The sequence below is a fragment of the Flectobacillus major DSM 103 genome, from assembly GCF_000427405.1.
GTDB classification, from domain to species: Bacteria; Bacteroidota; Bacteroidia; order Cytophagales; family Spirosomataceae; genus Flectobacillus; species Flectobacillus major.
Genome location: NZ_KE386491.1, coordinates 1,171,831 through 1,188,183 on the forward strand (window position 1 = coordinate 1,171,831; position 16,353 = coordinate 1,188,183).

Annotated in this window: 12 protein-coding genes; 10 read left to right on the forward strand and 2 right to left on the reverse strand. The window is 35.0% G+C overall.

Translation table 11 applies throughout. The features are described from left to right. The first annotated feature begins 29 nt into the window (after positions 1-29). Complete coding sequence (locus tag FLEMA_RS67755; RefSeq protein ID WP_052353993.1) at positions 30-2,198, forward strand: ATP-dependent helicase; 2,169 nt, start codon at positions 30-32, stop codon at positions 2,196-2,198. Between the two features lie 51 nt (positions 2,199-2,249). Here FLEMA_RS67755 and FLEMA_RS0106720 read toward each other — a convergent pair whose 3' ends face one another. Further along, a complete protein-coding gene (locus FLEMA_RS0106720) occupies positions 2,250-2,819 on the reverse strand; it encodes a DUF4468 domain-containing protein (protein WP_026994799.1) in 570 nt (189 codons plus the stop codon). Between the two features lie 60 nt (positions 2,820-2,879). Beyond that, positions 2,880-3,695: a PH domain-containing protein gene (locus FLEMA_RS0106725; RefSeq protein ID WP_026994800.1), complete on the reverse strand. Its 816-nt coding sequence runs from the start codon at positions 3,693-3,695 to the stop codon at positions 2,880-2,882. 540 nt (positions 3,696-4,235) lie between these two features. On the opposite strand from FLEMA_RS0106725, the gene FLEMA_RS0106730 reads away from it, so the two are divergent. From FLEMA_RS0106730 to FLEMA_RS0106770, 9 genes are all read left to right on the forward strand, one after another. Continuing rightward, the gene (locus tag FLEMA_RS0106730) at positions 4,236-5,528 is read left to right on the forward strand and encodes a hypothetical protein (protein WP_026994801.1); all 1,293 of its coding nucleotides are present in this window, start codon (positions 4,236-4,238) and stop codon (positions 5,526-5,528) included. Continuing rightward, a complete protein-coding gene (locus tag FLEMA_RS0106735) occupies positions 5,525-6,211 on the forward strand; it encodes a hypothetical protein (RefSeq protein WP_026994802.1) in 687 nt (228 codons plus the stop codon). Before FLEMA_RS0106730 ends, FLEMA_RS0106735 begins: the two co-directional genes overlap by 4 nt. Further along, positions 6,190-7,917, forward strand: coding sequence for a hypothetical protein (locus tag FLEMA_RS0106740; RefSeq protein ID WP_144080050.1), 1,728 nt, complete (start codon positions 6,190-6,192; stop codon positions 7,915-7,917). The genes FLEMA_RS0106735 and FLEMA_RS0106740 overlap by 22 nt, the downstream gene beginning before the upstream one ends. A gap of 146 nt (positions 7,918-8,063) precedes the next feature. Then, entirely contained in the window at positions 8,064-9,074 is a 1,011-nt protein-coding gene (locus FLEMA_RS0106745) for a vWA domain-containing protein (RefSeq protein ID WP_026994804.1), read from the forward strand. A gap of 16 nt (positions 9,075-9,090) precedes the next feature. Continuing rightward, positions 9,091-10,245 carry a hypothetical protein gene (locus tag FLEMA_RS0106750; RefSeq protein ID WP_026994805.1) on the forward strand — a complete coding sequence of 385 codons (1,155 nt, stop codon included), beginning with the start codon at positions 9,091-9,093 and terminating at the stop codon, positions 10,243-10,245. Between the two features lie 75 nt (positions 10,246-10,320). Continuing rightward, positions 10,321-11,196, forward strand: coding sequence for a hypothetical protein (locus FLEMA_RS0106755; RefSeq protein ID WP_026994806.1), 876 nt, complete (start codon positions 10,321-10,323; stop codon positions 11,194-11,196). Beyond that, positions 11,193-14,066: a tetratricopeptide repeat protein gene (locus FLEMA_RS0106760; RefSeq protein ID WP_026994807.1), complete on the forward strand. Its 2,874-nt coding sequence runs from the start codon at positions 11,193-11,195 to the stop codon at positions 14,064-14,066. Before FLEMA_RS0106755 ends, FLEMA_RS0106760 begins: the two co-directional genes overlap by 4 nt. A gap of 4 nt (positions 14,067-14,070) precedes the next feature. After that, on the forward strand, positions 14,071-15,201 hold the full coding sequence (locus FLEMA_RS0106765) for a hypothetical protein (RefSeq protein ID WP_026994808.1): 1,131 nt from the start codon (positions 14,071-14,073) through the stop codon (positions 15,199-15,201). Positions 15,202-15,300: 99 nt separating this feature from the next. Then, positions 15,301-16,248 (forward strand): TolB family protein, encoded by a 948-nt coding sequence (locus FLEMA_RS0106770; protein ID WP_026994809.1) that lies wholly within the window; start codon positions 15,301-15,303, stop codon positions 16,246-16,248. The last annotated feature ends 105 nt before the right edge of the window (positions 16,249-16,353 follow it).

Sequence of the window (16,353 nt, forward strand, 5' to 3'; positions counted from 1 at the left end):
TAAATCGCTTATTCTACTATGCAACCACTATGGAACACCTCAAAGGCTTAAATACACAACAATTACAGGCAGTAAAAGAAACAGAAGGATATGTTCGTGTAATTGCAGGAGCAGGCTCTGGAAAGACCAAAACTTTAGTGTCTAGGTATGTTCATTTGGTAAAAGACTTAGGCGTGAACCCTTCAAATATTTTGTGTGTGACTTTTACAAACAATGCTTCTCGTGAAATGAGAAATCGGATAAAAGCGCAACTTGAAGGGTTAAATCTCTCAGAAGGTTACATAACTACCTATCATGGGTTTTGTGTGAAGGTTCTTCGAGAAGATATTTATAAACTTCAGATTCCGCAAAGTTTTACTATTCTTGATTCTGAAGACCAAAAAACTATTTTAAGACAGATTTACGAAGAGCTAAATATCACTTCAAGGGAATACACATTTAAAGATATTATTAGGAGAATCTCAGAGAGAAAGCAAGATATTAGCTATATTGAGGAGTACTTTAGTGTTGACTCTGCCAATCATTATGAAGATAGTTTAAGCTCAAATGATTCTTTACTTGATACTATTTTTAAAAGATACCTTTTTAAGCAACTAAGAAACTTTTCCCTTGATTTTGATGATTTGATGAACTTTACCATCTATCTGTTCATGAGATACGAGGAGTTATTGAAAAAATGGCAAAAAAGGCTTCAGTATATTCAGGTAGATGAGGTGCAAGATAGTTCGGCTAAACAATTTATGTTTGTTCAGCTTTTAGCTAATTATCATAAAAACTTATTCGTAGTAGGTGACCCAGACCAGACAATTTATGAGTGGAGAGGAGCAAAACCTGAATTATTAGTAGAGTTTGATAAATTATTTAAGGATTCAAAAACTATCATATTAAATCAAAACTACAGGTCAACACCCCAAATTCTTAAGGTTAGCAACTCCATTATAAAGAATAATACCCTTAGAGTTGAAAAAGAAATGGTCACGCAACTTCCAGATGGAAAAGAAGTTGTTTATTATCATGCACAAAGCAACTTGGACGAAAGTAAATGGATAGTAAATGAAATTTTGAGGAGGAGCAAAGAAAAGAACTGTTCATTTAATGATTTTACTATTCTTTACCGTTCTAGCTACCTGACAAGGGTATTAGAGCAAGCACTGATAATGGAGAATATACCCTACTCTATACATGGAGGAATAAGATTTTTTGAAAGAAAAGAAATCAAAGATATTATTGCTTATTTACGTCTTATAGCCTTTAATGATAATACTGCCTTTTTACGGATTGTAAATGTTCCTTCGAGAAAGTTGGGTAAAAAGTTTGTTACTGATATTGTACGTCTATCAGAGGAAGCAAACCAGCCAATATTTAGTACGCTTGAACAAAACCTCTCCAAGTTTAAGCAAAAGGGTGCAAAAGAATTTGTTGAGCTTATACAAGGGTTACGAAGATTGAAAACTTCAAAAGGACTTTCAGATTTTGTAAAATACCTTTTTGATAAGTCTGGACTTTCACTACTTTATCGAAATGATGGAGATTATGAGAGGCTTGAGAATATAGCAGAGTTTCAAAACTCACTCATTACTATTGAAAAGACCTCCGATGAGGTTGTTGAGCTTGAAGATTACCTTCAAGAAATTAGTTTATACAATGAGATGAGTAAAGACGAAGAGCAGAAGCACAATAAAGTAAAATTAATGACAATCCATTCAGCCAAAGGACTTGAGTTTAAGAACGTTTTTCTATGCGGCTTTATAGATGGAGTGTTACCGAGTCAACGTGCAATAAATGATAGAGGAGTGAGAGCGCTTGAGGAGGAAAGACGTTTGACCTATGTTGCTATGACTAGAGCAATGGAATCACTTTATATTTCAGATTATGAGGGCTATAATTATACTAATGATTCCGAGAATCAACCCTCAAGATTTTATTTTGAGATAGATAACAGCCTTTTAAAAAGAGAAGGTTACATTAATTCTCCAGTTTTTGACACTAAGAATATAACATCTCTCAATAAAAGACTGTTACCAGATACTCCTAAATCTATTCTTAGAGTAGGAGATTTTGTATTTCATATCCGTTGGAATAAAGGTCAAGTTATTGACGTAGATAAATCTTCAAGAATTTATCAAATCCTTTTCCCTGAGTTCAATATTATAAGAAATATTCACTTTGATTTTGATGGGATAGAGCCTTTTAAGTAAAAAAATATCCACAATATCGACAGATTTTAGCCTGAATATTTACCTTCATTGCTACCAATCTTTAGATTCTGCCTCTGATTTTTTACTCATTCCATTTTTTAATGATACTATCAGGGATTTAATATTTGAGTTGATTTCTTCACATAATCTATCTAAATCTTTTTTTCTGTAGCTTCCAAATCCTCCAGATTCCTTAGTGTTTCTATTTATTTGACCAACAGAAGGAGTCAAGGTAGAAGAGGTTGCGATTGCATCACCCTCATGATAAAAGTCTGAAACAACGTATTTATATCGCCCATTCTTACAATAGATTGAAATAATGTAACTAACATACCCCCAAGTTCTTTCACCCATTATTCGTGCGTGTGTTCTTATTTTAGCTTTTCCCGTAATAGAGTAATTGTCATTATCAGTATTTTGTATTACATCTTTTGAAGAGTTATACGTTTTAGCAAACCAAAGCTTACTTCTACTAAATAACTCACTTGCAGAAACAGAGTCAACTCTAATAACCTCCGTATAAGTCACATTACCACTTGAGGGGTCAATTGGTAAGATGGACACTTGTGCCAAAGAATCGAGACTCAAAATGATTAAGAATAGGGTAATTAATTTTCTCATGGGTAAAGTTTATTATTATTATTTGAAGCTTTTGTAACTGAATAATTCAATCCATTAAAATCAATAAAAATTATGTCCGCAATATCGACAAATTTTAGCTTGCAGTTTTACAGTTTCCGCACACATTGGGCAAGTTTTTTCTTCAATTTTTAAAGGAGTACTTTGTTTAGTGTTTTGAGCCCCCTCAATACCCTTGTATTCATAGGTAACAGTTAAAACTCCTTCAGGCTTAACGATTAACATATACAGAAACACAAGAAAACCAATAATAACAAAGCATAGTATTGTAGCAATTACAAATGAAGCACATCCCCACTGCCCAACAGTGTAACTTTGTGTGGTGGGAAAATACCCTTCTTGAGCCATTAAAATTGCATCTTTTCGAAAGTTCGAATTAGCTATATCTTCATTACCATTATACGACTTAACAACTATTTTTTGCATGGGTTCAACTTTTGATTTGGTGTTTGTGTAATTTACTTTAGAACTTGCATTAATTTGAGCTTGAACCCAATCTACAAACTTTTTCCCTCCGAATATTGCTACATTCTCTATTAACTCCGTTCCATCATTGGTAATTATCTCGATATTACCCCATGTGATTTGTGAAGTAAAGGTTATTTGTTTTATGTCTCCAATCTTTATTTGATTAACATTTATCCCTTCATGAAGATTGTTTTCGACTATTACTATACGTTTTAGATTTGCAAGCATAAGGCTTGTTCTTTTTCGATAAATTCCTTTTACCATTTGAACTGGCAACTCATCAGGGAATAATATTTTAGACAAGACTCGAACTTCATTTTGTAAATCTTCAAATCCTTTTCTTCCTAATAACTCAAGTGCTTTTTCTCGTAAAATTTCAGGTGATGACATATTTTAAATAGTATTTGTTATGTGATATTTGACTTGAAGTTAATAATTTACAAAATCAAATCATATCTTTTATAAAAGTTCAAATGGAATCTTTTAGAGTAATAGTTTTTGTTTTATTATTGGTGAACAAAAGTTGTTCCAATGAAGTTGGTTAAATCTTATCTTGTGCAAAAATTACTATTCAATATCACTTCGTAACTTATTCACCTCTGATAATATAGAACCAACTAATATTTTGCGTTATTTTGTGATAATTCTACGGATTTTGTACCCTATTTGTACCTTTTATTCGTAAGTAATTGATAATCAGGTTTGGTTACTTTCTGTATTGGCAAGTAACAGCACAAAGCAAATCATAAATAACATAAAGTAAGTATTACAAAGCTCTGATTTTCAGGGCTTTTTTTGTTCTTATTTTATACAATCCTGTGTAGTATTACTGAGATTGTATTCTATGCACTTGACCTGAAATCTGTTTAAATAGCTTTCTCTGTAACTTTTGAGGCGTGTGTGGGAATATAAAAAAAACTTGGAAAGGATATGACGACAATTAATACTGAAACTGTTTATATACAAGAATTACTAAGTTCAATTCAATTAAGGTATAAAGAAGAGGGAATAATTGATGTACATAAGGTTGGACAAATAAAAAATAAGCTTGGTCAGAAACTCTTGAAGTATGCTAAAGAACAAACAAAATGGTCTGAGAAGCATAAAGATGCACTGAATCCCATGACAAAAGGGGATATCGAGGATATCATTAATACTTGTTTTAATAATTTTATTTTAGCACATATCAATTATAACTATCTCGACGAAGATGCGTTGTCTTCTATCAAGAGCTTTATAAAATTATATGGACAGGAAGAAATTTATAGAATACAACTTTTTGATTATCTACAGTTAAGTTTTAAGAAAAAGAAAAATACAGTTGAACATCTAAAAACAGAACAAAATATTAGGGCTAGTATTATGCCATTAGTGAGCCATATTTTAACCCATAATGGTAAAAAAGATACACCACGAAATGGTTTTTCTGATAATTCTCAGGTTGTAGATTTGCTAACAGAGTCTATTTACCAATACTATATCCACGAATCGCTTGGCAATCCTAGTAATATTCTACAGCTAAAATCGCTAGAGAAAATGATAACGAATATTAATCAGTTATATCTGATAAAATATTCCTCAGAAAGCAGAGCTGTAGCCCAAGTCTTCAATGAAATAGAGAGGGGTTTAAATAAGAAATTTGGGTATTTGGTTACGACTTATAAAGAGCTTGAGGTGGAATGTCTAAAAACTCTGATTGTAGATTCGTTGTTGGATTTCAAAAAAAAAGCAAACAAAAAATCATTCGTTTTACGAACCAGTATAGAGGGTTTTTGCTATAGTATTCTTAATATAAAAATTAAAGAGGAACTGAGAAAAAAGAACGATGATAAAAAAAAACAGATGAGCGTTTTTGAAAAAGCAAAATACCCCCTAAGAAACGACATAAGTATTGCCGAAGTGTATTTGTTTGTGCAGGATGGGCTCGATGCCATCAAGCATAGTCATAATGGCAAGGCTAGACAATTGCTGTTTGGAGGAGGAAGAAATTCTATCTTCACCATGATTATACGTGAAGCATTGCTAAACAATATTCCTAAAGACTATGTGCATTTGCCTTCTTTAGAATATAATAGCGAAACTACTGAGGCTCAGCAAAGAGCCGATTGTAAAAGACTATTGATTAAATGGATGAAAGAACAAGTCGTAGATGTTCAAAGTGATTGGTATTCAAGGGCTTCGGCTATTATTCAATTTATTTGTCAAAAAGAGAATATACTATGAAAGAACACCAGAAAGATAACTTTGAACTCATCGAAGGCTTGTTGAATAATACTTTGAAAGGAGAGGAACTGAACGAAACTTTGACTAGGCTTCGAGATGACCATGACTTTTATGTTGACTTTCAGCTTTGGGTTAATCTTGATGAATGGATAATAGGCCTTCCTGAACATGAGCTTGCCACTGCTTTGGCAGAGCCACAAAAAACCGAAACCTCACGCTTAGGTAATATAGTGAAATACTGGAAACGTGTCAGTAGTATTAAACCAAATATTTCTACTGTTCTTTCCGTAGCGGCTAGTCTATTTATTGTTGTGGGGTGCATAGTTACCTATTATAAATTTTTCTCGAAAGTAGAGACAATCACCGTAGGAAATATTAAATACCGTGAAATAGGAAATGATATGAAAGGGCATGGGGCTTTTGACCAAGGAGGTAAATCTGACAAAATACCTTTTAAGTTAAAGCCATTTGCAGTACAGGCTGATTTTCAGCTTGATACAACCTATATGTTTCAATATGAGCCTGAATTTAAGTTGGTGTTTAAAGCTCCATTTGTCAATAAAGAGTTTGGAAAGGGTTTTAGGCTTGAATATAATTATAATACCCAAAAATATACATTGTTTACAGGTAGTAATACTTATATCCTACAACAAACCTCAGAATGGAAAAAATTAGCAAAATAAGAATTTTTTTAATGCTTTGTTTGATACTTGGTAGTATAAAGACTTTAGCTCAAAGGCATGAGGCTTGTGCATGCGGTGATATAATTGGTAAAGTTTTAGATGAACAGCACGCATTTATCAGTGGTCGAGATATTGAAGCATGGATAAACAATCGCTTTTTGCCATTATATAACCAAATGGAATTGAAAAGAAAAGGAAGTGTGTTTCCTTATAAAGCTATCAATATCCTGTCTGTTGATTGTGTAAGTGAATATGGGGCAGTAGCCAAAAAATGTGAAAAAGAAAAAATGTTGTTTAAGGGTAATCCTTTTTTGATTATCTACGATAACGATTTTATACAAGAAATACATCAGCAAGATGCTCTTACGGTTTTGTTTGTTTTGGGGCATGAGTTGGGGCATTTAATAGCAGACCACTATCATACTACTGTACCCAAAGATAAGGACTTTGAAAAGTATCTGAAACAACTCGGAGAGAGCAATATACCCATAAAAAAAGAAGATGAAGCAAAAGTAATGACAATTCGTGACAAACAGATAGAAGAACTTACAGCAGATGCTTATGCAGTGTGGTTTTTAAGGAGTTATTATGAACAACACAAACAAGACCTTGCTACTGCACAGGCATTTCATCCAACCAAAATTTCAAATGTATTTTCATATATCGAAAAATTATACCCTAATAAATGTGAAGGGAGTGTGATGCACCCAAGTTGTAAACAACGATCGTATTTTGTAAAAAAAATTAACCAACCTCAAAATTGGAATGATATAATTCAGTTCAAAAAACATCCTAGAGGCTTTGCTTCGGAGTATTTTGACTCAACTTTTGCTATTCTTTCGCAGGAAGAAGCCAAAGCCATGGGCGTTGTGGCAGTTAGGTTTAAAGAAAAATCTAAGGGAGATTCGCTTCGTAGGATAGGCGAATTACTTTTAAACAAGGAAGATTTACTAGATGCGAATAAATTTCTCCACCAAGCCGCCGATATTTACTATAAGCTAGTCTTTACAGATGATTTTAATGAAGTACTACAAAAAATTGAACAGTTAGAAAAGGTACTGTCTATTCGGTCTTTTACAAGTTTATCTCTAACAGCAGGAGGAGGACAAGTACAGCCATCTCTAAAATCAAATGATATGCCCGTAAACACTACAATAGCTAAGCTTGGATATGTGGGTTTTAGAATAGGTCGATACAGTTATAACAGTCGGTTGGGCTTTGAGATAGACTTTAAATATAATATCAAACCACTACAATTTGATACCTATCAACAAACCAAAGAGGCCATCGAACGATTTAGTATGAGCTGGGTAGCTATCAATCCTAGCATAAATTATCGGCTTGTAGAATTGGAACATAAAAATAAAATCAGGGCTATTATATTAGGACTGGGGGGACTCTGGCAAAATCCCGTGGGCTTTAAATATGAAAATTTTATAGCTCCAGAAAACCAAACAATCTCAGTTCAATTAAAAGATTCATGGGGACTTTCGGCATCGCTAGGATATGAGTTTTTGCACCGACGCATCAATAATAAGGTAACTATATGGAAAATTGGGCTAACCGCTAATTATCAACCTTTGCTGTTTGAAAATGAGTATTTAACCAGAACAAATGCCACAGCTGCTTATTGGATTTTTGGGGTCGAGACATCGTTTGGGTTATTCCCTCCATTTTTTATTAGAAGAAAAATGTATGCTAATTGATAACACTTTTGTGCAATGTACTGCCTAAAAAGGCTCAGGTTACAGATATTTTTAACTTTATCAAAACTTTTTGTTTTATAGTGTAACTTTTCTACTCTGTACAGGAATATCAATATGAGTTAGTATCTAATCTAAAATGTATTGATATGAAAACAATACCGTACCGTTTATTGGCCCTATTGATTGGCTTAGGTGTACTTTCAAGTTGTTTGCGTACCATAGAACTTCCCGTATTAGGAGATGCCTCTGGTACTGTAATTAGAGTAGGAAAACCCGTGCTGTCGGGTAACAAACAGACTTTCACGATTGATGTTCACGTAGTAGATGCCTCTGGCAATTATGTAAATGCCTTGGGGAAAGACAACTTCTCTATTAAAGATACTACCACAAACCCTTACGGTATTACTTATTCATTGATAGATGTAAAGGCTGGAAACAAAACCGCATATAAGGGAGATTATAGTGCGTTCCTTCTACTCGACCAAAGTGGTAGTACAAATACTACCGACTATGAAAATTTGCGTATCAAAGCAAGCCAAATATTTCTGGATGCCCTCGGAAAAAATGACAAAGTAGCATTGGCAAGTTTTACTGATAGCGATGATTACTATTATCCTTATGCTACTAGCTACACTCATTTACATGGTGGTTTTACCAATAATGGGACTTCGCTATACCCTTCATTAGACTCTCTCGTGGGTATCATTCCGAAGGCAGGTACACCGCTGTATTCTTCTATATTATGGAGCTTAAAGTATACTAGTGATAATGCTCCTTCTGCCAATAAAGCCCTGATTGTGTTTACTGATGGCCAAAGTGGAGATTGGAATTTAAAAGTTGAAGCAGAAACGTTATCGCTCTCAAAAAATATTCCTGTATTTACCGTTGGGCTAAGTAATGGCGTGAATGTTAGCGAACTAAATGACCTAGCTCTGAATACTGGTGGTAGCTTTATGTGGGCCAAAGATGCAAAACAACTTATTAGTTATTTTGGCACATTAGGTAATTTACTTAGAGGCAATGCCGATTTTTATACACTTACATTTGAGGCCACGTCCAAGAATAGTTTCCCTACCTATGGAAATATTCTTTATCTACAGGTGAAGTTACCCAATGGCAAGAAATTTTTACTCCCTTACGTGATTAAGTTTGAATAGCTCACAAAAAATAATTATGAAAAAATCTCGACTATTTTGCTTGCTTAGTGTATTCTACATTCTTTCGGGGGGCTATCTCTGGGCTCAAGACATAATTTATCTAAAAGATAATACCAAGATAGAATGTAATATTCAAGAGGCCACTCCCGAAAAAATTAAATATAAAAAGCTAGATAACCTTTCTGGCCCCAACTATTCTGTCAAAATTGAAAATGTTGTTTTGTTAATTGCGGCCAATGGAAATTATATGACCAAATTAGAGCTGGACAATTCATCAATTGACCCCAATGTACTTACAGAAAAGTTTACCGAAAGCCTTTCTAATGCCCCTATGGAACAAGATGTTATTTTTACAAAAACAGGTTTTCAAAAAGGCAATATCACTCAAGACGCAGACCCAATCGTATTCTTGAGTCTCTCTGGAACTTCCATGACTATCCCATTGTCGGAGGTTGTTGCTATTTTATCATTTGTAGGGAAGCATAGGGTTTTGACCAATGCTACTGAAGCAGCAGAGATAATGGATAAATACAAACTTCAGCTAGCTCAAATGACTCCCCAAAAAGAGAAGGACAAAGACTGGGAAGGAAGGCCTGTTACAGGTAATGATGTGGCTGTCACTAAAGTAGGAGGAAAGTTAGATGATATAGAAATGGGCGAACTAGGGCGTGTGTCTTTTGAAGAATATAGCCAAAGGGCTATCGAAAAAGTTACACGTTTTACCAATTACATTAAAATCCTAGCTAGCAAATCAGTTGATTTTCAGGAGTCTAATAAGGCAATAAAAGGAGCTGTTGAACTTTTTTTGAATGAAAATGCCAAAGTACAGGTCAGCTCTATTCATAAAGTTGATAAAAAAACCTATAAAATAAGGGATTACCTGAATCGGGTAAAGCTTGTAAAGTACGATAATGTGGAGGTCGAGTATTCAAATATCCAGTACGTTGGAAAACTACGAAAAGGAGCTAATGGATATTACTACGGGATTGTTTCGTTTGAACAAAAATTTAAAGGTTACAAAGATGGAAAACTTGTTTATGAGGATAGAACAGTAAAAAATCAAACTGTAGTTATTAAGGTTTTGAGCGATAACAAAGAAGGTAAAAAGAATATTCTGTGGGATGTCTTTTTGTATGATGTAGGTGTTATTAGTACCTCAAAAAATGAATAGTAGGCAATTTATATCTGGTTGCTGGATATTCCCAAATATATAATTAATCGCTATAGTGTTCTCTATGTGAAAATCATGAAAAGTCTTTATATCATTATAAGCGTATTTTTCTTTTTCTCTAGCTTTAGTCAGGCTAGACTTGATAAAAAGCGTATTAGCAATAAGTCTTTGTTATATGACCGTCAGGCTGAACTTCGCTTTGCTTTACAAGTCAAAACAATTGATGAGTTTATGGAAAGGTTTAACTATGCCGAAAATACCTTGGTTAAGCAATATCTGGACTTAACAAGGCCAGAAGCTAAGCCCAATCGTGTCAAGATGTTGAGGTCGTTGTTCGAGGCCAAAGCCATTATTTCTGATTCGCTCAAAAAGGTTTTTGTAAATACCGTTTGTGATAGCCTAAATCCGCAGTATTTGAACTTTTTTGGCTCTGAATGGTATGCCCAAGCTCAATGTTTGTTTACCCAAGGAGCGCAAAAGCGGTACATAGGCTTGATTCTAAAAGTGAATAGAACGCCGAATGGAGGAAGCAAATGGGTAATAGCAGGTGCAGAAGAATATGCTGAATCAAAGAGACCTATAAGCTTTTATGAAAAAACAGGAAAGGACTCCGAGAGTGGTCTAAATCCTTATAGTCACGTGCTTAATTTTACTGAATTGGAAGATGCGTTCAATGATATAAAAAGTATTAATGCGTATTTGGACGAGGGTTTTTTGACCGAGAAAACACAACCAATTTTGGATGCTATACTAAGCAAAAAGCTTGTTTTTAGAGATGTTCAAGATATTACTTATCATTTTTTACAAATAGAAGGCTGGATTTTTACTGTTCAAAATTACAAACGAATGACTCGGCAGTCTGGTTGGCTAATTAGCCAGCTTCAAACAGCAGATCAATTTGAAAAAGATTTTTATAAAAGAGCTGTTCTTTATTTATCCTTGAATCAATGAAAATAGTTTTTACTTTTTGGGCTCTATGCTGTTGTCTGAGTAGTACTTACGCTCAGGGAGATACGCTATTGAGAAGAATCACAATAAGCGATGCTTCAAAAATCAAATTCAATGCCGAACAAGTTCTAAACGAATACAGGGATTTATTGAACGGAATATCTTTTAGCGAAATAGAACAAAAGGCCGTTGAGGATATGATGACTAGAAGTTATGCTGGAAATATAAATAAGATATTCTATAATAAAGATATTATTGTTGAAGATGACCTAGACCAATCCTCAACCAGCAATGGCCTTAATAAAAAAACAATTGAAAGATATTTGAAAGACTTTGATTTGTTTTATACAAAAGCAGACTCCAATACCGTAGATTTTGAGAACTACCGTATATCTAATGTAAAGCAAACTCAGGAATATATCTATATCAAAATATACTTTACACAAAAGTTTAGTAGTATTAATCGGCAAAATAATAAGAGATACCCCGTTTTGGAGCGAACTGCCGAGCTTAGGGCTGAAAAGTTTGGTAAAAAATGGGTTGTTAGCATATTACGTATAGGCTATAATGTTAGCCCTAAAACAGCGGAAGAACAGTACCTCAATGATGCTGTATTACAACCCGATGAGGAGTCGGTAATGAGCGGAGATACTTCGCTGACAGCCCGAGAAACACTCGAGAAAGTTACTATTGATAGGCTGCGTGAGGAATTTAGAAAAGAACAGGCTCTAAAAGAAATAGAGGTGAAAAAGTTGATTGATGAAGCCGATAAAGCATTGGGACAAGAGGATTTGAAAAATGCCAGACTGCTTTTTACGAAAGCACATGAGTTAATGCCTATGGTAGAAACACGGCATATCAGTCGTCAGCTTCGTAGAATTACTGAAATCCAAGAGGAACTCCTTTTACGCCCTGAAAAATTAGCCAAAGATGCGATTCAAAAAGCCAAAAATGCAGAGAGGCTACGCAAATATACCGAAGCCAAAGCTTTGTATGAGCAAGCTCTTTCGCATAAATCAGATATTGATTCATTATCAAAGCGGATAGCAAGTATTAATCTGATTATTAGAGCCTTAGCTGCTGTAGAGGCTAAGGTTAAAGACGGCCGATTTAAAGAGGCTGCTAATGAGTGTGCCTCCCAGCTGAGCGAACTAAAAAAGCAGGAGGATAAAGGCGTGTTTAATAATCAATTATATTCAGATTTATTGGTTTGGCAAAGTATTGCTTTTCTAAAACAAGGTGATAGTAAAAATGCTAAAGCACGACTACTAAAGGCAATCGAAAAAGATGCCAACAATTCGGATGCTTTTCGACAACGAGGTTTGCTCTCGTATGAAAGTAAACAATATACCGAAGCCCTAGCTGATTTTACAGTATACCTTTCCTTCGATAGCAATAATATTACAGCCCTCACAGATTTGGCTCGTTGCTATTTGGCAGTTCATGATACACTACGAGGAATTAAATATTTTGACGAAATATTGTTATTGAATGATTCTAACAATGATATACTTTTTGAAAAAGCATTAGCATGGCATAATTGGACAAAACATCGTGAAGCTATCAATACTTTTACTAAAGTATATGCAAAGAATTATAAACCTGCTAGTTCCCTTTTTTACAGAGGGTTAAACTATGAGAAGCTTAATGATATAGCAAAAGCTTCTTCAGATTTTAAAAAGGCAGTGCAATTTGGGCTTTCAAAAGAACAGCTCGCCCAAATAGTACAGATAGCAGAAAGGTACTTTGAAAACGGACGTTATTTTTATGAAAAACGACAGTTTTTGGCAGCTCTCGACTATTTTAACAACTCGCTACTACTGTGGGAGCAGTCATTTAATGTTTGGTACTTAAAGGGGCTTTCGCATATAGAAATAGAGCAATATCCCGAAGCTCAGAATGCTTTGTCAAAGGCTATTGCACTTGAGCCAAATCGAGAATTGGCATGGCTCAATAGGGGCTTAGCCAAGTTTTTGGACGAAAACTATGATGATGCTATCGTCGATTTTGATGCTACCCTAAAATTGTCAAATCAAGTATATCAGGCTGCTATATACAAAGGCGACTCCTACAATGCTCTTGAGCGGTATTCATTAGCCGTAGAATCGTACACAGCTGCTTTGGGGGGGGCTTGGACACGGCAGTCTGAGCATTATCCAGCCTTATCCATTGTGTATTCAAAAAGAGCTAAAGCTTATGTCAATCAAAAGAATTATGATGCTGCTTTAGCTGACTTTCGAGAATGTTTGCGGTTTAATCGAAATAATGCAGAAGGGTATTATTTAAGAGGACAAGCCTATTTTAGCAAAAATGAAATAGGTAATGCTATCGACGATTTTAATAAGGCTCTTGAGTTGGGTTTCGACAAAGGCAAATGTTTGTTTGCAATCGCAGAGGCTTATAGAATTAATGGAAAGTTTGCTCAAGCTATCAGTAGCTATACGGAAGCCCTTAAGCGAGAAGAATGGGATGAAAACCGCAGCGATGCCTATAGATTTCGTGCATTTTGTTTGTTGAAGGAAAAACGATATAGCGAGGCCATCAATGATTATGAAGCTTTTCAAAATGTAAAATCGGGAATCATCGATGATGAAACAAAAACCGAAATGGCAATAGCATATATCAAAGAAAATAAAAGCGACTATGCCAAACCTCTTCTCGAATCGGTACTAAAGCATAAGCCAAGTTATGTTGAGGCTCTTTTTACAATGGGGTATTATCATTATGTATCAGGCAATACCGATGAGGCCCAAAAGTATTTTGAAAGGGTTGCCCAGCAAGGAACTAAAAGAAAGAGCCTTACCAGTACTATCGTAAAGCCTCTCTGGGAGAATACATCACTCAAACAGTTTATTGAAAATATAATTAGATGAAACCATGAAAAAAAATATCCTACTAATCCTGATTGGTTGCTTAGTGAGTCTTGGTACTCTAGCTCAAACCAAAAAAACAGACCAGATTGTTAAACTTGATAATTCTGTAATAGAGGTTATCATTGATGAGGTTTCTGAAGATGAAATTCTCTATAAACTTCCCAATAACCCACGTGGGCCTATTCAGAAAGTCAAAAAAGCTGAAGTTCTGAAGCTCGTATATGCATCAGGTACGGTCGAAGAAATTAATACATTACAGCCTACCGCCAAGGCTGATAAAATTATACGAAAAGATGGACGGGTTATTCAGGGTAAAATAGTGTCGGTAAGTCCAGGAAAAGTAGAATATAAAAGTTTAGATACCAATGACCCATCTGTATATATGGTTTCAGGGGCTGATGTAACTAAACTCGAATATGCCGATGGAACAACAAGGGAATTGTTGGAAAAAAATAAAAAAACTAAAGCTATCCTAAAGAAAAATGTAACATTTGAGCAACAGGTAGCTCAGCATAGTGTTGTTGCTAAGCCTCGTCGGCTACTCGACTTGCCAAAGTTTGTGTTTGGCATTGGTGTCGACGGACTTTACGTACTCGAACCTCTTAGTAAGCAATGGGTAGCTAGTGGCGATAGTACAGGTATACAACAGGGTGTTGGATTTAGTGTCAATACCGACATCCATCTTACCAAAGGTATTGCTTTGAGCTTATTGACAGGCTATCATCAATGGCAGGTTCAACGAAACTATACCCTCAAAGATCTGGCCACACAGGCCAAAAGCACACAGTATTCTACTGTCGATAAGTTTGGTATAATACCTCTGCAAGCAGGCTTGAAATTATATTTAGCCAAAGGTTTTTATATTAATCCTAATGCGTCGTTCAATTTAATTACCACAACGTTTACAAATAAAGATGGAGATATTCCTAATCCAAATGGAGTAGGAGCTACTACCTCATCACTGAGTAAAGTTGGGTATGGTGGCAATTTGGGTTTTGAAGTATATAAGCTTCCATTTGTAATTGATTTTTCGGCTCGTTTTCAAGTTGTCAATGCAGAAAGCTTCAGGAATATCGGAGAACCACTCTATTATGCTGGGCTTCGACTAGGAATTGGTTTTGCCGTTGACAAATAGAAAAGCATTCGTGTTTGTAATTTATTATTTAAGAATAGTTTATGTGAATTAAAAACCCCAACGCATAGACATACTTCTCTTTTATGGGGATTAAAAACGATGAAAAAAAACATTCAACTTCTTAGAATTACGCTATTGTGTTTAGTGTCTTATGTAGGAATAGCACAAATCCCAACAGCACCAGGAACGACAGGTAATGCTGACAACCTAACTCGTGAAACCTCCGAGCCTACTCAAGAACTATTTGCAAGAGTAAGCCCAGATGGGAAATATTTATTATATAATGCCTTAGAAATAAGCTATTCGCTGAGTCTTACCAATGGCCGTATAGATCAAAAAACGAATAAGAAATATCGTATCGTCAAAAAAGAAATAGGCAAACCTATTACCAACCCCTTAGCCGACAATGCGGCATATCCAACTTGGATGCCCGATAATTCTGGAATAATATTTAGTTATATCAAACCCGAACGACCAGTTATTGTACGCTCAGATATTAATGGTGTTGGCCTAAACTATGTTTCGGCGGGTGCAATGGGAGAAGACGACGCCGAACCCATTGTAACAAAAGATAATGCCAAAATCTTATTTACAACCATTATGGGGCATAGCCGTATGATTTGTTCGATGGATACCAAAGGCGGCAATTATTCAGTTATAGGCGAAGGAAGTCATATTAGTTTAAATCCTGTCGATAATAGCAAGATTATCTATAATATGAAAGTAGGTAAGTTTATTCAGGTATTTACAATGGATATAAAAACTGGCCAAAAAACCCAGCTAACCACAGGAGAATATAACAATCGTGATGCTGCGTTTTCGAGAGATGGCAAATATATAGCCTTTGCAAGCAACAGGGAAAACCCCAAGAAGGAGAATAAACATATTTTTGTAATGAAAGTAGACGGTACTGATTTAATCCAAATTACTCAAGGCGAAACAGATGAAAGTGACCCTGCGTGGGGAGTTGACAATACGCTTTTTTTCAGCTCAAATGCCGAAAAGAATTATAATATCTGGAAAGCCAAAGTGAAATTTGGCAAATAATGATTGATTTTTTTAAGTTCTAAAAAAAAGGCTGATTGTTATAGACCATTTTATAATATGTTATTGAAATAACCCAGCTATTTAAAACTCAAATGAGGTTAATGT